The sequence below is a fragment of the Paracoccus aminovorans genome (assembly GCF_001546115.1).
GTDB lineage: Bacteria > Pseudomonadota > Alphaproteobacteria > Rhodobacterales > Rhodobacteraceae > Paracoccus > Paracoccus aminovorans_B.
On the sequence record NZ_KQ955208.1, the window covers coordinates 1,180,901 to 1,198,603 of the forward strand.

General features: G+C 68.5%; 16 protein-coding genes. 9 read left to right on the forward strand and 7 right to left on the reverse strand.

Features of this window, described 5'->3' with window-relative positions:
- Nucleotides 1-52: 52 nt before the first annotated feature.
- Nucleotides 53-1,207 (reverse strand): phosphoserine transaminase, encoded by a 1,155-nt coding sequence (locus tag ASV56_RS06115; protein WP_062561219.1) that lies wholly within the window; start codon nt 1,205-1,207, stop codon nt 53-55.
- 208 nt (nt 1,208-1,415) lie between these two features.
- On the opposite strand from ASV56_RS06115, the gene serB reads away from it, so the two are divergent.
- The 3 genes from serB (at nt 1,416) to ASV56_RS06130 (ending at nt 4,601) form a co-directional block, all read left to right on the forward strand.
- A complete protein-coding gene (gene serB, locus ASV56_RS06120; RefSeq protein WP_062561220.1) occupies nt 1,416-2,291 on the forward strand; it encodes a phosphoserine phosphatase SerB in 876 nt (291 codons plus the stop codon).
- Between the two features lie 94 nt (nt 2,292-2,385).
- A complete protein-coding gene (locus tag ASV56_RS06125) occupies nt 2,386-3,078 on the forward strand; it encodes a CDP-alcohol phosphatidyltransferase family protein (RefSeq protein WP_062561221.1) in 693 nt (230 codons plus the stop codon).
- A 53-nt stretch (nt 3,079-3,131) separates the two neighbouring features.
- Nucleotides 3,132-4,601, forward strand: a complete 1,470-nt coding sequence (locus tag ASV56_RS06130; protein WP_062561222.1) for an ABC transporter substrate-binding protein — start codon at nt 3,132-3,134, stop codon at nt 4,599-4,601.
- 48 nt (nt 4,602-4,649) lie between these two features.
- On the opposite strand, the gene ASV56_RS06135 is transcribed toward ASV56_RS06130, so the two are convergent.
- From ASV56_RS06135 to ASV56_RS06145, 3 genes are all read right to left on the reverse strand, one after another.
- On the reverse strand, nt 4,650-5,567 hold the full coding sequence (locus tag ASV56_RS06135) for a lytic transglycosylase domain-containing protein (protein WP_062561223.1): 918 nt from the start codon (nt 5,565-5,567) through the stop codon (nt 4,650-4,652).
- A gap of 73 nt (nt 5,568-5,640) precedes the next feature.
- Complete coding sequence (locus ASV56_RS06140; RefSeq protein WP_062561224.1) at nt 5,641-6,168, reverse strand: hypothetical protein; 528 nt, start codon at nt 6,166-6,168, stop codon at nt 5,641-5,643.
- A 121-nt stretch (nt 6,169-6,289) separates the two neighbouring features.
- A complete protein-coding gene (locus ASV56_RS06145; protein ID WP_062561225.1) occupies nt 6,290-7,030 on the reverse strand; it encodes a L,D-transpeptidase in 741 nt (246 codons plus the stop codon).
- A gap of 329 nt (nt 7,031-7,359) precedes the next feature.
- On the opposite strand from ASV56_RS06145, the gene ASV56_RS06150 reads away from it, so the two are divergent.
- Complete coding sequence (locus tag ASV56_RS06150; protein ID WP_062561226.1) at nt 7,360-7,620, forward strand: GlsB/YeaQ/YmgE family stress response membrane protein; 261 nt, start codon at nt 7,360-7,362, stop codon at nt 7,618-7,620.
- Between the two features lie 57 nt (nt 7,621-7,677).
- Here the strand turns inward: ASV56_RS06150 and ASV56_RS06155 are convergent, their stop codons facing one another.
- On the reverse strand, nt 7,678-8,979 hold the full coding sequence (locus ASV56_RS06155) for a D-amino acid dehydrogenase (RefSeq protein WP_062561227.1): 1,302 nt from the start codon (nt 8,977-8,979) through the stop codon (nt 7,678-7,680).
- 248 nt (nt 8,980-9,227) lie between these two features.
- Between ASV56_RS06155 and ASV56_RS06160 the strand changes: the two genes are divergently transcribed.
- From ASV56_RS06160 to ASV56_RS06175, 4 genes are read left to right on the forward strand one after another with little or no spacing between them, the layout of a single operon-like run.
- The gene (locus tag ASV56_RS06160; protein ID WP_062561228.1) at nt 9,228-10,862 is read left to right on the forward strand and encodes an MFS transporter; all 1,635 of its coding nucleotides are present in this window, start codon (nt 9,228-9,230) and stop codon (nt 10,860-10,862) included.
- 49 nt (nt 10,863-10,911) lie between these two features.
- Nucleotides 10,912-11,850, forward strand: a complete 939-nt coding sequence (locus tag ASV56_RS06165) for an ABC transporter permease (RefSeq protein ID WP_062562252.1) — start codon at nt 10,912-10,914, stop codon at nt 11,848-11,850.
- A complete protein-coding gene (locus tag ASV56_RS06170; RefSeq protein ID WP_062561229.1) occupies nt 11,847-12,662 on the forward strand; it encodes an ABC transporter permease in 816 nt (271 codons plus the stop codon). Before ASV56_RS06165 ends, ASV56_RS06170 begins: the two co-directional genes overlap by 4 nt.
- Nucleotides 12,659-14,281: an ABC transporter ATP-binding protein gene (locus ASV56_RS06175; protein ID WP_062561230.1), complete on the forward strand. Its 1,623-nt coding sequence runs from the start codon at nt 12,659-12,661 to the stop codon at nt 14,279-14,281. The genes ASV56_RS06170 and ASV56_RS06175 overlap by 4 nt, the downstream gene beginning before the upstream one ends.
- 397 nt (nt 14,282-14,678) lie before the next feature.
- On the opposite strand, the gene ASV56_RS06180 is transcribed toward ASV56_RS06175, so the two are convergent.
- Nucleotides 14,679-15,635, reverse strand: a complete 957-nt coding sequence (locus ASV56_RS06180) for an L-malyl-CoA/beta-methylmalyl-CoA lyase (RefSeq protein ID WP_062561231.1) — start codon at nt 15,633-15,635, stop codon at nt 14,679-14,681.
- A 177-nt stretch (nt 15,636-15,812) separates the two neighbouring features.
- On the opposite strand from ASV56_RS06180, the gene ASV56_RS06185 reads away from it, so the two are divergent.
- Nucleotides 15,813-16,673, forward strand: a complete 861-nt coding sequence (locus ASV56_RS06185; RefSeq protein WP_062562253.1) for a D-amino-acid transaminase — start codon at nt 15,813-15,815, stop codon at nt 16,671-16,673.
- 104 nt (nt 16,674-16,777) lie between these two features.
- Here the strand turns inward: ASV56_RS06185 and ASV56_RS06190 are convergent, their stop codons facing one another.
- Nucleotides 16,778-17,617, reverse strand: coding sequence for a calcium-binding protein (locus ASV56_RS06190; protein ID WP_062561232.1), 840 nt, complete (start codon nt 17,615-17,617; stop codon nt 16,778-16,780).
- Nucleotides 17,618-17,703: the final 86 nt, after the last annotated feature.

Sequence of the window (17,703 nt, forward strand, 5' to 3'; positions counted from 1 at the left end):
TCTTTCTTGTCAAAATATCCCGGGGTTCGGGGCAGAGCCCCGGTCCGGCAGATCAAGCCTCGACGGCCTGCGCCTCGATCTCGGCCTCGAAGGCATATTCGATCCAAGGCATCAGCGCCGCGACATCACCGGTCTCGACGGTCGAGCCGCACCAGATCCGCAGCCCGGGGGGCGCATCGCGATAGGCGCCGGCGTCCAGCGCCACGCCCTCCTTCTCCAGCCGCTTGGCGACGGCCTTGGCGAAGGCCGCACCGTCCTTGATGCGCGCATCTGTGAACTTCAGGCAGACCGAGGTGGTCGAGGCGGTGGCCGGATCCTCGGCCAGGTCGGCGATCCAGTCGCGGGTGGCGATGAAGTCGCGCACGGCCCTGGCATTGGCCTCGGCCCGCGCGATCAGCGCCTTGCGGCCGCCCAGGGCTTGCGCCCATTTCAGCGCCACCAGGTAATCCTCGACACACAGCATCGAGGGCGTGTTGATGGTCTCGCCCTTGAAGATGCCCTCGATCAGCTTGCCGCCCTTGGTCATGCGGAAGATCTTCGGCAGCGGCCAGGCCGGGGTATGGCTCTCCAGCCGCGCGACGGCGCGCGGGCTCAGGATCAGGATGCCATGCGCACCCTCGCCGCCCAGCACTTTCTGCCAGCTGAAGGTCACCACGTCGAGCTTGTCGAAGGGCAGCTCCATGGCAAAGGCGGCCGAGGTCGCGTCGCAGATGGTCAGCCCGGCGCGGTCGGCCGGAATGGCGTCGCCGTTCGGCACCCGCACGCCCGAGGTGGTGCCGTTCCAGGTGAAGACCACGTCATTGTCGAAATCGACCTGGGCGAAATCCACGATCTTGCCGTAATCGGCCTTGCGCACCACCGCATCCAGCTTCAGCTGCTTGACCACGTCGGTGACCCAGCCCTCGCCGAAGCTTTCCCAGGCCAGCATCTCGACCTTGCGCGGACCCAAGAGCGACCACAGCGCCATCTCGACCGCGCCGGTGTCCGAGGCCGGCACGATGCCGATGCGGTAATCGGCCGGCACGTCCAGGACCGCGCGGGTCAGCTCGATGGCTTCGGCCAGCTTGGCCTTGCCCACGGCGGCACGATGCGAGCGGCCCAGCGGCGCACCCTCCAGCATGTCCAGCGAAAATTGGGGGATCTTGGCACAGGGGCCCGAGGAAAAGCGCGGATTGACCGGACGCGCGGCCGGAGCAGTCATGCTCATTCTGTATAGCCTTCCAGCTAGATAGCGCCGCGTTGGGGCGGCGTGTCCCACGGACGGCTCTACAACCCGGCACGGATTCCCGCAAGAAGAAATTGCAAGCCCCGGATGCGACAGATCCATGGCACGAATCCGACCGATTGATCCGCCGCCGCGCTTTGGCTAGTGCTGCCCGAAACGACCGCCGAAACGAACCGCCGAAGGGGCAGCCATGTTCACCGTTTCCGTCCTTGCCGCCCCCGACCGCGCCGACCTGACCGCGGCCCTGGTCGACGCCCTGCGCAGCCGCTGGGACGCCGGCCACACCATCTGGCTCGATGACCGCATCGCCGCCGAATTCCCGGTCGAGGCACCGCCGGCCGATTTCTGGGACGCTTGGGAAAGCCTGCAGGCGCAGGGCTTCGACCTGGCCATCCAGCCGACGCGCGGCCGGCGCAAGGCGGTGCTGCTGGCCGACATGGATTCGACCATGATCCAGCAGGAATGCATCGACGAACTGGCGGATTTCGCCGGCGTCGGCGAGCGCGTCGCCGCCATCACCGCCGCCGCGATGAACGGAGAGCTGAATTTCCACGAATCCCTGATCGCCCGCGTCGGCCTGCTGGCCGGCCTGCCCGAATCGGTCATCGGCGAGGTGCTGGACAGCCGCATCACCCTGGCCCCGGGCGGGCGCACCCTGGTCGCCACCATGCGGGCGCAGGGCGCGCATAGCGCGCTGGTCTCGGGCGGCTTCACCGTCTTCACCGGCCCGGTCTCGACCGCGCTCGGCTTTGACGAGCATCGCGCCAACACGCTGCTCGCCGAGGACGGCGTGCTGACCGGCCATGTCAGCCTGCCGGTGCTGGGCCGCGAGGCCAAGGTCGAGGCGCTGGAACAGATCACCGCCGCCCGCGGCCTGACCCCCGCCGATGCGCTGGCGGTGGGCGATGGCGCCAACGACCTCGGCATGCTGCAACTGGCGGGCATGGGCGTCGCGCTGCATGCCAAGCCCGTGGTCGCGGCGCAGGTCGACCTGCGCATCAACCACGGCGACCTGACGGCGCTTCTGTATCTGCAAGGCTACGCGGCCGAGGAATTCGTCCGCTGACCACGCCGCTTTCCTGCACCACCCGGGGCGAAATGCGCGGGGCTGCAACCATCACGAACTTGCGATCATGACCGTTCGGTGACAGAAGCATAGGATGAATTCCCGCCTCAAAGCCCTGTCCGTGCACCTCTTGACCGCCACCGGCGCGGTCCTGTCGATGCTTGCCCTACTGGCCGCGGCCAATGCGGAATGGTCGAAGATGTTCTTCTGGCTGGTGATCGCGCTGATCGTCGACGGCGTCGACGGCCCGCTGGCGCGCCGCTACCACGTCAAGAAGAACTGGCCGACCTATGACGGCGTGTTGATGGACCTGATCATCGACTACCTGACCTATGTCTTCATCCCGGCCTATGCGCTCTTCATGTCGGGCCTGCTGCCCGGCTGGACCGGCTGGATCGCCATCATCGCCATCACCTATGGCAGCGTGATCTATTTCGTCGATACCCGCATGAAGACCAAGGACAATTCCTTCGCCGGCTTCCCGGCCTGCTGGAACATGGTGGTGCTGGTGCTTTTCGCGCTCAAGCCGAACTTCTGGGTCATCCTGCTGATCGTGGTGGCGCTGGCCGCGACCATGTTCACCAACGTCAAGTTCATCCATCCGGTGCGGACCGAGCGCTGGCGGCTGGTCTCGCTGCCGGTCTGCGCGGCCTGGGTCGGCTTCGCGGTCTGGGCGGTGCTGGTCGATTTCCACCCGCAAAGCGTGGCGCGCTGGGGGCTTCTCTTGACCTCGCTCTGGCTGATGTTCGCGGGTCTCGCCCAGCAGCTGACCGAGAAGCGGGCTTGATCGCCGGGCGTTTTGCCCGGAATGTGCCCCGGGAAACCGGCCCAGGGGGAAGGATGTTCGCAAGATTGATGCAGGCGGCGGCCACGGCCGCGCTTCTCGCCACGCCGGCCATGGCCGCGCAGGACGCGATCACGCTGGCCATGGTGCTGGAACCGCCGAACCTCGACCCGACCGGCGGCGCCGCCGCCGCCATCGACGAGGTGGTCTATGCCAACCTTTTCGAGGGCCTGACCCGCATCGGCCCCGATGGCAGCGTCAAGCCCGGCCTCGCCGAACGCTGGGACACGGCGGACGGCAGGACCTACACCTTCCACCTGCGCCCGGGCGTCCGCTTCCACGACGGCAGCGCCTTCGACGCGCAGGACGTGATCTTCTCGCTGAACCGCGCCCGCGCCCCCGACAGCACCAACGCCCAGAAAGCCCTGTTCGAGGGCATCGAGACGGTCGAGGCGCTGGACCCGCAAACCGTCCGCATCACCCTGAAGGCCCCGGACGGCGGCTTTCCCTTCAAGCTGGCCTGGGGCGACGCGGTCATGGTGGACGATGCGAGCATCAAGGATATCGCCACCCGCCCCATCGGCACCGGCCCGTTTCAGTTCGGCGAATGGAAACAGGGCGACCATATCCGGCTTGATGCCTTCGACGGCTATTGGGGCGCGAAGCCGGCGCTGAAGACCGCGACCTTCCGCTTCATCGGCGATCCGACGGCAGCCTTCGCGGCGATGATGGCCGGCGACGTGGACGCCTTCCCGATCTATCCGGCGCCCGAAACCTTGGCGCAGTTGCAGGCCGATCCGCGCTTCAAGGTGCTGGTCGGCACCACCGAGGGCGAGACCATCCTCGCCATGAACCACAAGACCGCGGCGCTCTCCGACAGGCGCGTGCGCAAGGCCATCGCCCATGCCATCAACCGCCAGGAACTGATCGACGGCGCCATGTTCGGCTATGGCACCCCGATCGGCACGCATTTCGCGCCGCACAATCCCGATTACCTCGACCTGACGGCGCAATCGCAATACGACCCCGCGCTGTCGAAGACACTGCTGGCCGAGGCCGGGGCGGAAAACCTGACCCTGCGCCTGGCGCTGCCGCCCACGCCCTATGCCCGCCGCGGCGGCGAGATCCTGGCGGCCGAGCTGCGCGCCGTCGGCGTCCAGACCCAGATCACCAATATGGAATGGGCACAGTGGCTGGAGCAGGTGTTCAAGAATGCCGATTACGACCTGACGATCATCAGCCATGTCGAGCCGATGGACATCGGCATCTACGGCCGCGAAAGCTATTACTTCAATTACGCCAATCCCGATTTCAACGCCGCGATGGCGAAACTCGACGCCGCCACCGACCCGGCGGAACGCGCCTCGCTGCTGAAACAGGCGCAAAAGATCATCGCCGAGGACCACGCCAACGCCTACCTGTTCCAGCTGGCGAAAACCGGCGTCGCCAAGGCCGAGATCGAGGGCCTGTGGGAAAACGCCCCGATGCCCGCCAACGACCTCACGGCGGTGCATTGGCGGGACTAGCGCTTCTTTGCTCCCCAAATACCCACAGCAGCCGCGCCACCGGCACTGTCAGTTCTTCAGCACCAGGCAGCGCCCGCCGACGCCGCGCAGCCGGTTGCAGAAGGCATAGGCCTCGGTCTTCGAAGAATAGCCGATCTGCGCGGTATAGACCTTCCTCGGCCCGCCCGAGATCTTGCGGCGCACATAGCTGACCCGCTTGCCGCCCAGGATCGGCCGCAGCTGCCGGTTCAGCCGCGAAACCTGGGCACTCACGCCCGACTGGCTGGGATGGGTGGCCACGATCACGCCCCAGGGCCAGGGATGCTCGGGCGTGTTGAACTCGCGCAGCTTGCGTTTGCCGGCCAGGTCGATGCAGGCCTCGCGAAACGAGCGCTGCTTGTCCAGCCGGATGTCCAGCACCTTGGGCGGGCTTTCGCGCCAGCTGGCGGCGGTCAGGCCGGTGATGGCCTGGACATAGTCCTGCGTCTCCCAGGGCAGGCTGCCGCCCTGGGCCAGGTAGCGCGCGGCGCGGTTCTCGCCGCCGTTATAGGCCACCGCGGCCATGCCGACGCTGCCGAAACCGTCGGTCAGCTTGCGCAGATAGCGGGCGCTGGCCTCGATGGCCTTGGCCGGGTTGAACGGGTCGTCAAGCCCGACCATCTCGGCCGTGCCGGGCATGAACTGGGCGATGCCCATGGCGCCGACCGGACTGATCGCGCCCGGCTCGAACAGGCTTTCCTTCCACAGCAGCCGGGCAAAGAAATGCGGATCGAGCCCGTGCCGCCCCGCCGCCCGCTCGATCGCCATGCAGACATCGGGGACATAGGTCGCGACCGAGATGCAGAAGGCGCCGTCGTCGGTGCAGCGCAGCCGGTCCGAGAGGCGCGGCGCCTTCAGCCCATGCACCGCATCCACCGCCTCATAGGCCAGGGCGGGGCTCAGGGCGGACAGCAGGGCGGCGACAAGGACCGGAACCAGACGGCGCATCGGGAACTCGAAACGAGGAAGGCTGCGCCCCAGATAGCAGGCAAGGCGCGGCTTGGGAACCGCGCCCGCGCGTTCATTCGGCCTTCTTGCCCTTGGCCTTGCCGGGCTTGCCGGAACCCTTCGCCCCGGCCCCTGCCGCAGCCCCCGCCCCGGCAGGCTTCGCGGGCGTGTCCCCGCCCTGCCCGGACAGTTTCGCGGCCTTGCGCGCGGCCTGCTTCTCGGCCTTGCGGGCGGCCTGGCGCTCGGATTTCTCCGCCTCCCTGACGCGCTTCTTCTCGGCCTGCTCGGCCTCCTTCAGGCGCTTCTTCTCGGCCCGGTCCGCCTTGTCAGCGCCCGCGGGTGCCGGGGCTGGCGCGGCCGCGGCGCCGGCCTCGGACCCCGCACCCTCGCGGCGGCGCTTCTCGGCGGCGATGCGCTGCACCGCCTTGGCCAGCGTCTTGCGCATCGGCTCGTCGGCGGCGGCCTCCTTCATGGCGCGCAGCTCGCGCTGCAGCCCGGTCAGCGCCGCCGGCTCCAGCAGGCGCAGCGCGGCGGCCTGGGTCTGGGTCACGATGGCGTCGAGATCCCGCGATACGGCCGGACTCTGATCGGAAACGGTCATGGCATACTCCTGAAACACGCCTTGCGCGCGGAACCTGCCACGCCGCAGCGGCTCTGGCCAGCGCGAAACGCCCCGGCCTTGCGGACCGGGGCGTCGATTGGCGCATCGCGGCGACGGGCGGTTACTGCGCGGCTTCGGCGGTCTCGACCGCGCCGCCGGCCGGGGCCAGATAGCCGTTCGGCTGCTCGACCAACGGCCCTTCCAGTGCCAGGCTTTCGGCGCGGGTGCGCACCTTGACCGGGGTGCCGCTGGGGATCTCGTGGAACAGGTCCATGATGTCCTGGTTGAACAGCCGGATGCAGCCGGCCGAGGTGGCCTTGCCGATCGAGGACGGATCCATGGTGCCGTGGATGCGATACATGGTGTCGCGGCCGCCGCGGTAGAGATAGAGCGCGCGCGAGCCCAGCGGGTTGTCGACCCCGCCCGACAGGCCGCCCTTCAGCGGGCCGTAAAGCTCGGGCTGGGTGCGCACCATATTGGCGGTGGGGGTCCAGCTGGGCCAGGCCTGCTTGCGGCCGATGGTGGCATTGCCCTGGAAGTTCTTGCCGGCCTGGCCGACCGCGACGCCATAGCGCATGGCCTGGCCATTACCCTGCACGTGATAGAGGAAGCGCGCATAGGGATCGACGACGATGGTGCCGGCGGCCTCCGGGCCGTTATAGGCGACCTGCTGGCGGCGGTTGCGGTCGGTCAGATAGGCGGGGCGGACGGCGTGGATCTCGATCGGCTGGCCGCTCGGGCCCTCGTCGGTGCGGGCGCCATAGGGGCCCATGTCGACGGGCGCGGAGGCCGGGGTCTGCGAGGTGGGCGCGCAGGCGGCAAGGCCAAGGCCCAGGGCCAGCATCAGCGGTGCAAGGCGCATCGGTATTTCCCTTCGTAACGAGCCCCGTCCCGGCAGGGACGCGGCCGTGGCAGCGTGACATTGCGTCGCGGTCGCACCGGCACCGAGCAGCAGGCCAGACACGATCTTGACACGATTCGGATCGGTCCATCAGCCTTCGCGACCCGTCCGCCGTCAAGTGGCCGGCCTTTTCGCGGACGCAATCGTTACCGGACTGTTGCCGAATCGCGCGCCATCAGCGGCTTGCGGGCGGGTGGCGGAACCTGTGCGGCGCAATCGGCGTTTTCCCGCCAGACCGGCTTTCCGCCGCCGCGGCGCGAAACCGCAAGCCATGCAAAGGAAGCCTTCCCATGACTTTGACCGCTCTGCTCATCACCCTCATCATCGGCGCGATCGCCGGCTGGCTGGCCGGGCTGATCGTCAAGGGCCACGGCCAGGGCCTGCTGATGAACATCGTCGTCGGCATCGTCGGCGCGGTGATCGCCGGCTGGCTGTTCCCGATGCTGGGCATCGGCATGGCCGCCTCGGCCCCGATCCTGGGCACGATCATCTTCGCCACCATCGGCGCGGTGATCCTCTTGGCCATCATTTCGCTGATCCAGCGCGCCTGACCTGCGGCAGAACAGAAGCAAAGGGGCCCGCGCGGGCCCCTTTTTCATGCGGCGGGATCAGGCGTTGGCCGGTTGCAGCACGCCCGGAGCGGCGGGTTTGCGGCCCTTCAGATAGCGGGCATAGCCCAGGTCCTCGGACTGGATGTCCGGCCGCCGCCCCGAGATCAGGTCGGCCAGCACCCGGCTCGAACCCGCGGACATGGTCCAGCCCAGCGTGCCGTGGCCGGTGTTCAGGAACAGGTTCGGGATCGGCGTCGCGCCGACGATGGGCGTGCCGTCGGGCGTCATCGGCCGCAGCCCGGTCCAGAACTCTGCCTTGTCGGGATCGCCGGCGCCGACGAACATCTCGCCGACCGATTTCGCCAGCGTGGCGCGGCGGCGCGGGTTCAGGCTCAGATCGTAGCCGGCGATCTCGGCCAGCCCGCCGACGCGGATGCGGTCGCCCAGCCGGGTGATCGCGACCTTGTAGGTCTCGTCCATCACGGTCGAGATCGGCGCGCGGCTTTCGTCCTCGATGTCGATGGTCAGCGAATAGCCTTTCAGCGGATAGATCGGCAGCTTGATGCCCAGGGGACGCACCAGCAGCGGCGAATGCGGGCCCAGCGCCAGCACATAGCGGTCGGCCTGCATGCGGCCCCGGTCGGTGCGCACGGCGCTGATCCGGCCGCCCTCGGCTTCCAGCGCCTCGATGCCGACGCCCCAACGGAAGGTCACGCCCGCCGCCGCGGCCATCTCGGCCAGGCGGTTGGTGAACTTGAAGCAGTCGCCGGTCTCGTCACCCGGCAGGCGCAGCCCGCCGACGATGCGGTCGGCGGCCCCGGCCAGCCCCGGCTCGGCGGCGATGCAGCCGGCGCGGTCCAGCACCTCGAAGGGCACGCCGTCGGCCTTCAGCACTTCGATGTCCTTGCCGGCGCCGTCCAGTTGCTCCTGCTTGCGGAACACCTGCAGCGTGCCCTGGGTGCGCTCGTCGTAGTGGATGCCGGTCTCGGCCCGCAGCTCGCCCAGGCAGTCGCGGCTGTATTCGGCGACGCGGACCATGCGGCTTTTGTTCACGGCATAGGCGGCCGAGGTGCAGTTGCCCAGCATCCGCGCCATCCACGAGAGGCGCTGCCAGTCCAGCCGCGGCTGGATCACCAGCGGCGCGTGGCGCTGGAACATCCATTTCAGCGCCTTCATCGGAATGCCGGGCGCCGCCCAGGGCGAGGAATAGCCGGGCGAGATCTCGCCGGCATTGGCAAAGCTCGTCTCCAGCGCCGGGCCGGTCTGGCGGTCGATGACCGTGACCTCATGCCCCGCCTTGGCCAGATACCAGGCCGAGGTGACACCCAGAACGCCGGCCCCCAGAACGATGACTTTCATGTTCGCGCACCCTGTCGAAGAAGATTTCCGCAAAGATAGCAGCAGCGCCGGAAATGAAATCCCGAAGTTGCGGCGAAATGGCGCGGTATGCGCAAGAATCGATGCATCTTGGACCGATTTTCCGCAGCTTCTTCGGCGTATATCGGATATGACACAAGATATGGCGGATGGACGCGGAATCGGCGGCGGCGATTGCGGCCCGGGCTGGGGCTGCCTAAGGTTGGGGCCAAGCGAACCAGGTTACCCCGATGCCAGCGACTGCCCGCAAGAACCCCTTTGCCCCGTTCCGCCACAACGACTTCCGCCTGCTGTGGTCGGCGACGCTGATCTCGAATTTCGGCGCGCTGGTGCAGGCGGTGGGCGCGGCCTGGATGATGACGCAGCTGACCGACTCGGCCACGCTGATCGCGCTGGTGCAGGCCTCGAACACGCTGCCGATCATGCTGTTCGCGCTGCTGTCGGGGGCGCTGGCCGACATTCTGGACCGGCGCACGCTGCTTCTGGGGGCGCAGCTGTTCATGGCGGCGGTCTCGGTGCTGCTGGCGGTGCTGACCTGGCAGGGCTGGATGACGCCGCTGCTGCTCTTGTCGCTGACCTTCCTGATCGGGGTCGGCCAGGCGATCTACAACCCGCCCTGGCAGGCCAGCATGCAGGACCTGGTCCCGCGCGAGGACCTGCCGGCGGCGGTGTCGCTGAACTCGGTCGGCTTCAACCTGATGCGCAGCGTCGGCCCGGCGGTGGGCGGCATCATCACCGCGGCCTTCGGCGCCGCCGCCGCCTTCGCGGTGAACGCGGTCAGCTATATCCCGCTGCTGGGCGCGCTGGCGCGCTGGCATCCGGTCACGCCGCCGCGCACCACCACGCCCGAGCCCTTCGTCGCCGCCGTCGGCGCCGGGCTGCGCTATGTCGCGCTGTCGCCTAACCTGGTCCGGGTGATGTCGCGCGGCGCGCTTTTCGGCTTTTCCGCCATCGTCATCATGGCGCTGCTGCCGCTGGTCGCCAAGCAGAACCCCTCGGGCGGCTCGCTGCTGTTCGGCCTGTTGCTTGGCTGCTTCGGGCTGGGGGCGATCGGCGGCGCGCTGATCAACCCGATGGTGCGCGAGCGGCTGAACAACGAAAACGTCGTGCGCCTGGCCTTCGCGGCCTTTGCCGGCGCGGCGCTGCTGCTGGGGCTGACCGAACAGACCTGGGTCCACGCGCTTGCCATGCTGCCCGCCGGCGCCAGCTGGGTGCTGGCGCTGTCGCTCTTCAACGTCACCGTGCAGCTGTCGACGCCGCGCTGGGTGGTGGCGCGCGGGCTGGCGCTCTATCAGACCGCGGTCTTCGGCGGCATGGCGGCAGGCAGCTGGATCTGGGGCTCGGTCGCGAACAATTACAGCGTGAATACCGCGCTGATCGCCGCCTCGGTGCCGCTGATGCTGGGCGCCGTCGCCGGCTATTGGCTGCGCATCCCCGAGTTCGGCACGCTGGACCTGGACCCGGTGAACCGCTTTCGCGAGCCCGAGCTGGCGCTGGACCTGCGCGGCCGTTCCGGCCCGATCATGGTGATGATCGACTATGAGATCGACCAGCTGGACGTGCCCGAGTTCCTGCGCCTGATGGCGCTGCGCCGCAATATCCGCCGCCGCGACGGCGCGCGCGGCTGGGCGCTGCTGCGCGACCTGGAACACCCCGAGCGCTGGACCGAAAGCTATCACATCGCCACCTGGGACGAATATGTCCGCCACAACCTGCGCCGCACCAAGGCCGATTTCCAGACCTATGAGGACCTGCACCGCCTGCACCGCGGCGCCGAGCCGCCGCAGGTGCATCGCATGATCGAGCGTCACAGTATCAGCCTGGACGACGACGTGCCGTTGATCGGCAAGATCGAGGTTCCTTGAACCTTATAGCCACCTTTACCGCCGCCCGGCCGCGGATTAGCGTTTGGCCATGCTGCGCTATGTGACCAGACGCCTGATCTCGCTTGGCCTGAGCCTGCTCGTGGCCTCGGCGCTGATCTTTGCGGTGGTGGAACTGGTGCCGGGCGACCCGGCCAGCTTCATGCTGGGCACCGGCGCGCAGCCCGAAACCGTCGCCGCGCTGCGCGAACAGCTGGGCCTGGATCTGCCGCTGCCGCTGCGCTACCTGCACTGGCTCGGCGGCGTCGTGACCGGAGACATGGGCCACAGCTTCACCTACAAGACGCCGGTGGCGGGGATGATCCTCGACCGGATGCAGGTCTCGCTGCCCCTGGCGCTGCTGGCGCTGGTGCTGGCGGTGGCGGTGGCGCTGCCCATCGGCATGTTCGCCGCCGCGCGCCGGGGCCGGGCGGCCGAGACGGCGGTGATGGGCGCGACCCAGATCGGCATCGCGCTGCCGAATTTCTGGTTCGCCATGCTCTTGGTGCTGGTCTTTGCGGTGAACCTGCGCCTGCTGCCCGCCGGCGGCTTTCCGGGCTGGAGCCACCCCGGCGCGGCGCTGAAATCGCTGATCCTGCCCGCCGTCGCGCTGGCGCTGCCGCAGGCGGCGATCCTGGCGCGGGTGCTGCGCTCGGCGCTGGTGGAAACGCTGGGCCAGGACTATATCCGCACCGCCCGCGCCAAGGGGCTGACCGCCGGGCAGGCGCTGTCGCGCCACGCGCTGCGCAATGCGCTGATCCCGGTGCTGACCATTCTCGGCATGCAATTCTCGTTCCTGCTGGCCGGGGCGATCATCATCGAGAACGTGTTCTACCTGCCCGGCCTCGGCCGGCTGATCTTTCAGGCCATCACCCAGCGCGACCTGATCGTGGTGCAGGGCGCGGTGCTGGTGCTGGTCGCCGCCGTGATCCTGGTCACCTTCCTCGTGGACCTCAGCTATGCGCTGGTCGACCCCAGGCTGCGCAGATGAGGTGGTCGCTGATCTTCGGCGGCACCTTGGCCGGGCTGGCGCTGGCCGCGGCGCTGCTGTCCTTCGTCTGGACGCCGGGCGACGTGACGCAAATCGCCATTGCGCAGAAGCTGCAACCGCCCTCGGCCGCGCATTGGCTGGGCACCGACCATTTCGGCCGCGACATGCTGGCGATGATCATGGTCGGCGCGCGGACCTCGATCGCGGTGGCGCTGGTCGCCGTCGGCATCGGCATGGGCTTCGGCGTGCCGCTGGGCCTGCTTGCCGCCGCGCGCGCGGGCGGCTGGATCGACGAGGTGGTGATGCGTGGCAACGACCTGGTCTTTGCCTTTCCCAGCCTGGTCATCGCCATCCTGATCACCGCGGCGCTGGGGCCGTCGGCGCTGAACGCGATCATCGCCATCGGCATCTTCAACATCCCGGTCTTTGCCCGGGTGACGCGCGGCGCGGCGCTGCCGATCTGGACGCTGGACTATATCCGCGCCGCGCAGGTGGCCGGCAAGGGCCGGGCCCGCATCAGCACCCAGCACATCCTGCCCAATATCGCCAACCTGCTGATCGTGCAGGCGACGATCCAGTTCAGCCTGGGCATCCTGGCCGAGGCCGGGCTCAGCTATGTCGGGCTTGGCGCACAGCCGCCCACCCCCAGCTGGGGCCGCATGCTGGCCGAGGCGCAGACCATGATCTCGCTGGCGCCGCATGTCGCCATCGTGCCGGGGCTGGCCATCGTGCTGACCGTGCTGGGGCTGAACCTCTTGGGCGATGGCCTGCGCGATGCGCTGGACCCCCGGCTGCGCAGGACCGCGCCATGATCGAGGTGAGCCGCCTGACCCTGCGCATCGGCCGGCACGAGGTCCTGCAAGGCATCGACCTGGCGCTGCCGCCCGGGCAGGTCACCGGGCTGGTCGGCGAATCCGGCTCGGGCAAGTCCATGGCGGCGCTGGCGATCATGGGGCTGCTGCCGCAGGGCGCGCAGGCCGGCGGCCGCGTCGACCTCGATGGCCGCAACCTGCTGGACCTGCCGGAAAGCGCGCTGTGCCGGATCCGCGGCAACCGCCTCGGCATGGTGTTCCAGGAGCCGATGACGGCGCTGAACCCGCTGATGAGCATCGGCGACCAGGTGGCCGAGGCGCTGCGCATCCACCAGTCCCTGCCCCGCGACCAGGCGCTGGCCCGCGCCCGCGACCGGCTGGACCGCGTCGGGCTGGAAGCGCCGCGCTTTCCGCTGACGCTTTATCCGCACGAGCTGTCGGGCGGCCAGCGCCAGCGCGTCGCCATTGCCCTGGCCATCGCCCAGCGCCCCGACCTGCTGATCGCGGACGAGCCGACCACGGCGCTGGACGTGACGACGCAGGCCCGCATCCTCGACCTGCTCAAGGGGCTGGTGCGGGACGAGGGCATGGCGCTGCTGCTGATCACCCACGACCTCGCGGTGCTGGCCGGCATCACCGACCGCGTGGCGGTGATGCAGCGCGGCCAGATCGTCGAGCAGGGCCCGACCGAGACGCTGTTCCGCGCGCCGGCGCACCCCTATACGCAGGCGCTCATTGCCGCCTCGACCCAGCAGGCGCGGCTGGTGCTGCCGCCCGCCCGGCCGCACCGCCTGCTGCAGGTCGAGGATGCGGTGCGTGATTATCCCCTGCCCCGCGCCGGGCTGATGGCGCCGCCGGGGCGCCTGCGGGCCGTGGACGGGGTCAGCTTCGACATCGCCGCCGGGGAATCGGTCGGGCTGGTCGGCGAATCCGGCTGCGGCAAGTCCACCCTGACGCGGGCGATCCTGGGCCTCGATCCCTTGCAGGGCGGCCGCATCCTGCTGGACGGCCAGCCGGTCCAGGCCGGCCGCGCCATGGCGCCCGAGTTGCGGGCACGGATGCAGGTGGTGTTCCAGGACCCTTTCGGCAGCTTCGATCCGCGCTGGCGGGTCGAGCGGCTGGTGGCCGAGCCGTTCCACCTGACCGGCCTGCCGCGCGACTGGCGCGAACAGGTCGCCGAGGCGCTCTATGAGGTCGGCATCCCCGGCGACGCCATGCGCCGCTATATCCACGAATTCAGCGGCGGCCAGCGCCAGCGCATCGCCATCGCCCGCGCCCTGATCATCAGGCCGCGGCTGATCGTGCTGGACGAGGCGGTCAGCGCATTGGACGTGCAGGTCCGGGCGCAGGTGCTGGACCTGCTGGCGCGGCTGCGGGTCAGCCATGGGCTTGCCTATCTGTTCATCAGCCACGACCTGGCGGTGGTGCGCCAGGTCACCGACCGGGTGCTGATCATGCAGCAGGGCCGCATCGTCGAATCCGGCCCGACGCATCAGGTGCTGGAGGCGCCGCAGCACGCCTATACGCAAGGCCTGCTGGCGGCGAGCCCGCGCATCCCGGCGGCATGGCAGGCTCACATTCCCGCCAGCCCCCTTGCGCTGCCCCCGCCCGGCCCATAACTGCTGCGGGCTTGTTCGAAGCGAGACGCAAGATGGAAGCCAAGGCCCCAGACCCCGCGCCCGTTGGCGCCCGGAAAGCATTCCGCGGCGTCGCCGGCACCGGCCTGCCCGCCATGCCCGAATCACCGATTCCCGACCTGGCGCCGCGCAACCGCACCCCGGACCCGGCCCAGCGTCACGCCAGGCCCGAGCCGGTCGAGGGCTGAAGCCCGTCGCAGCCAGCCAAGTATCTGCCGCCGCCGAGCGCATAAATGTATTGAATTTCTATGACAATTTCATGACCCGGCAAGGCCGGTGCCCTGAATGACAACAGGCCCTGCCTGCGGCAGAGCCTGTTGCTCCTCCCCTGTCATGGCGACCAGCCTCCCCGCGTGGTCGCCCAGGTATTCCGTTGTGGTCAGGCGCCGATCAACTCTGCCTGCCGCACGATCACTTGTGCCTGACGGATCGACGCGATGTCAACCAGTCGGCCCTTGTAGACGGTGGCGCCGGCGCCGGTTTTCGTGGCTTCTTCCATCGCGGCCAGGATCTCGCGCGCCTCGGTGACGGCCTTGTCGCTGGGCGAAAACACCTCGTTCGCCAGTGCCACCTGCTTGGGATGGATCGCCCATTTTCCGACCATGCCCAGCGTGGCCGAGCGCCGCGCCTGCGCCCGGAAGCCCTCGTCGTCGCTGAAATCGCCGAAGGGGCCGTCGACCGGCAGCACGCCATGGGTGCGGCAGGCGGCGACGATGGCGGCCTGCGCCCAATGCCAGGGGTCGGACCAGTATTTCGCGCCCTCATGCGCCATGTAGTAGTTTTCCTGCGTCCCGCCGATGCCGGTCGTGGCCATGCCCATGCTGGCGGCGAAATCCGCGGCACCCAGGCTCATCGCCTGCAGGCGCGGGCTGCTGGCCGCGATCTCTTCGACATGGGCGATGCCGGCGGCGGATTCGATGATCACCTCCAGGCTGATGCGTTTCGAGCGGCCCTTGGCGGCCTCGATGGCGGAGACCAGCGCATCCACGGCATAGACATCGGCGGCATTGCCGACCTTGGGGATCATGATCTGGTCCAGCCGCTCGCCCGCCTGTTCCAGCAGGTCAACCACGTCGCGATACCAATAGGGCGTGTCGAGCCCGTTGATGCGCACCGACAGCGTCTTGTCGCCCCAGTCGATGTCGCCGATGGCCTGAATGATGTTGCGGCGCGCCTGCGCCTTGTCGTCCGGCGCCACCGAATCCTCGAGATCCAGGTTGATCACGTCGGCGGCCGAGCCGGCCATCTTCTGGAACAGCGCCTCGCGCGAGCCGGGACCGAACAGCTGGCAGCGGTTCAGGCGGGCGGGAGCGGCGGGTTGCAAACGAAACGACATGGCTTGCCTTTCGGGTAAGGATATTTCAAAGGTGTCCCGCAAACCGATAGATAATTGCTGCGGCTGCATCAAGCCTGTTTTGCAGCCGCGAAAGAGCCAAGGCCGTGCCGCCCATCTTGACGCCCCGCCGCTTTGGGCGCAGGACCGCGCCAGCAGCCGTTGCGAATGGAGAGAATGATGACCCGCACCGTCTATCTGAATGGCGAATATCTGCCGGAAACCGAAGCCCATGTGTCGATCTTCGACCGCGGCTTCGTGATGGGCGACGGCGTCTATGAGGTGACGAGCGTGCTGCAGGGCAAGCTGCTGGATTTCGACGGCCACTGCTTGCGGCTGAACCGCTCGCTGGACGAGCTTGGCATGAAGAACCCGCTGTCGCGCGAGGCATGGCTGGAGATCCACCGCAAGCTGGTCGAATTGAACGGGATCGACGAGGGCATGGTCTATCTGCAGGTCACCCGCGGCAATCCGGGCGACCGCGACTTCGCCTATCCGCCCGAGGGCACACCGCAGACCGTTGTGCTGTTCACGCAGGCAAAGCCGGGCCTGGCCGACAATCCGCAGGCGCGTCAGGGCATCCGGGTGATCTCGATCCCCGACCTGCGCTGGGCGCGGCGCGACATCAAGACAGTCCAGTTGCTCTATCCCTCGATGGCCAAGATGGAGGCCAAGCACCGCGGCGTCGACGACGCCTGGTTCACCGAAGACGGTTTCGTGACCGAGGGCACCTCGAACAACACCTATATCGTCAAGGGCGGCAAGATCATCACCCGGCCGCTGTCGCAGGACATCCTGCACGGCATCACCCGCGCCTCGCTCTTGCGCTATGCCGCCGAGGCGCAGATGCAGATCGAGGAACGCCCCTTTACCATCGCGGAAGCACAGGCCGCCGACGAGGCCTTCTTCACCTCGGCCTCGGCCTTCGTCATGCCGGTGATCGAGGTCGACGGCGTCACCCTGGGCGCGGGCCGGCCCGGGCCGGTGGCGACGCGGCTGCGCGAGCTTTACCTGGAGGAATCGCTGAAGTCGGCGATCTGAGGCGGCGTCGCGCCGGGGGCTGTCTGCCCCCGGACCCCCGGGGGTATTTGCAGAACGAAGAAAAATGGAGAGCGCGGTCCGGGCAAGGGCCGCGCTTTTTCGCGTCAGGTGGCGGTGGCGCTGACCACGTCGATCGTGCCCACCGCATCGACCAGCGTGTCGCGCAGCACCGCGACGGCATTGCCGTCCAGCAGCACCTGCACGTCGTCGCCGTCCTGCTCCAGCGTATAGTCGCCCTCGCCGGCATAGCCCTCGGCCAGGGTGATGGTGATGGTGTCGTCGGTGCTATAGGTGATGACCGCCGCACCGCCCGCCTCGGAGCTGAGCATATAGCTGTCGTCGCCGTCGCCGCCGTCCACAAGGTCGTTGGCACCGGCATGGATGGTGTCGTTGCCGTCGCCGCCCAGCAGCGTGTCGGGCGCATCGGCAACGGAATCGTCGGGCGACAGGATCAGGTCGTCGTCCTCCTCGCCGTCGATAGAGACCGTGCCGCCATTGTCGGTGATGGTGTCGTCGCCATCGCCGCCGGTGATCGCGTGATTGCCCAGGTTGGTGGTGATGCTGTCGTCGCCGTAACCGCCGTCGATGGTGTCGTCGCCCTCAGCCGCGCCGTCGTCCTCGGCGCCATAGAGGTCGTCGCCATAGCCTAGGTAGATCTCGTCGTCGCCGGCATCGGCGCTGACGCTATCGTCGCCATAGCCGGTCCAGACCAGGTCGTCGCCGGCGCCGGCATCGACGGAATCGTTGCCGTCATAGGACTGGATCGCGTCGTCGCCGGCGGTGCCGGCGATGGTCTCGGCCTCGTCCGTGCCTTCGATCAACTCGCGGTCGCCATAGGGATCGCCCGGATCCTCGGGGGCATGGTCGTCGTCGTTGCTCGCCACCAGCGAGCCGATACCGACAAGGCCCAAAAGGCCCAGCATCAGGAAAATGGTCTGGTTCATCGTCGTTCTCCGAAGCGCTTGCCGGCACGATAGACCGGCCGCACCCCGGCCCGCAACCGGCGCCACAAGGTGTTTCTCCGTTTCGC

What these genes read in the sequence shown, in the direction of transcription:
- ASV56_RS06175 (WP_062561230.1), top strand. Translation starts at nt 12,659, where the DNA reads ATGATCGAGGTGAGCCGCCTGACCCTGCGCATCGGCCGGCACGAGGTC.
- ASV56_RS06185 (WP_062562253.1), top strand. Translation starts at nt 15,813, where the DNA reads ATGACCCGCACCGTCTATCTGAATGGCGAATATCTGCCGGAAACCGAA.
- ASV56_RS06170 (WP_062561229.1), top strand. Translation starts at nt 11,847, where the DNA reads ATGAGGTGGTCGCTGATCTTCGGCGGCACCTTGGCCGGGCTGGCGCTG.
- ASV56_RS06150 (WP_062561226.1), top strand. Translation starts at nt 7,360, where the DNA reads ATGACTTTGACCGCTCTGCTCATCACCCTCATCATCGGCGCGATCGCC.
- ASV56_RS06155 (WP_062561227.1), bottom strand. Translation starts at nt 8,979, where the DNA reads ATGAAAGTCATCGTTCTGGGGGCCGGCGTTCTGGGTGTCACCTCGGCC.
- ASV56_RS06125 (WP_062561221.1), top strand. Translation starts at nt 2,386, where the DNA reads ATGAATTCCCGCCTCAAAGCCCTGTCCGTGCACCTCTTGACCGCCACC.
- serB (WP_062561220.1), top strand. Translation starts at nt 1,416, where the DNA reads ATGTTCACCGTTTCCGTCCTTGCCGCCCCCGACCGCGCCGACCTGACC.
- ASV56_RS06190 (WP_062561232.1), bottom strand. Translation starts at nt 17,617, where the DNA reads ATGAACCAGACCATTTTCCTGATGCTGGGCCTTTTGGGCCTTGTCGGT.
- ASV56_RS06180 (WP_062561231.1), bottom strand. Translation starts at nt 15,635, where the DNA reads ATGTCGTTTCGTTTGCAACCCGCCGCTCCCGCCCGCCTGAACCGCTGC.
- ASV56_RS06135 (WP_062561223.1), bottom strand. Translation starts at nt 5,567, where the DNA reads ATGCGCCGTCTGGTTCCGGTCCTTGTCGCCGCCCTGCTGTCCGCCCTG.
- ASV56_RS06140 (WP_062561224.1), bottom strand. Translation starts at nt 6,168, where the DNA reads ATGACCGTTTCCGATCAGAGTCCGGCCGTATCGCGGGATCTCGACGCC.
- ASV56_RS06115 (WP_062561219.1), bottom strand. Translation starts at nt 1,207, where the DNA reads ATGAGCATGACTGCTCCGGCCGCGCGTCCGGTCAATCCGCGCTTTTCC.
- ASV56_RS06130 (WP_062561222.1), top strand. Translation starts at nt 3,132, where the DNA reads ATGTTCGCAAGATTGATGCAGGCGGCGGCCACGGCCGCGCTTCTCGCC.
- ASV56_RS06160 (WP_062561228.1), top strand. Translation starts at nt 9,228, where the DNA reads ATGCCAGCGACTGCCCGCAAGAACCCCTTTGCCCCGTTCCGCCACAAC.
- ASV56_RS06145 (WP_062561225.1), bottom strand. Translation starts at nt 7,030, where the DNA reads ATGCGCCTTGCACCGCTGATGCTGGCCCTGGGCCTTGGCCTTGCCGCC.
- ASV56_RS06165 (WP_062562252.1), top strand. Translation starts at nt 10,912, where the DNA reads ATGCTGCGCTATGTGACCAGACGCCTGATCTCGCTTGGCCTGAGCCTG.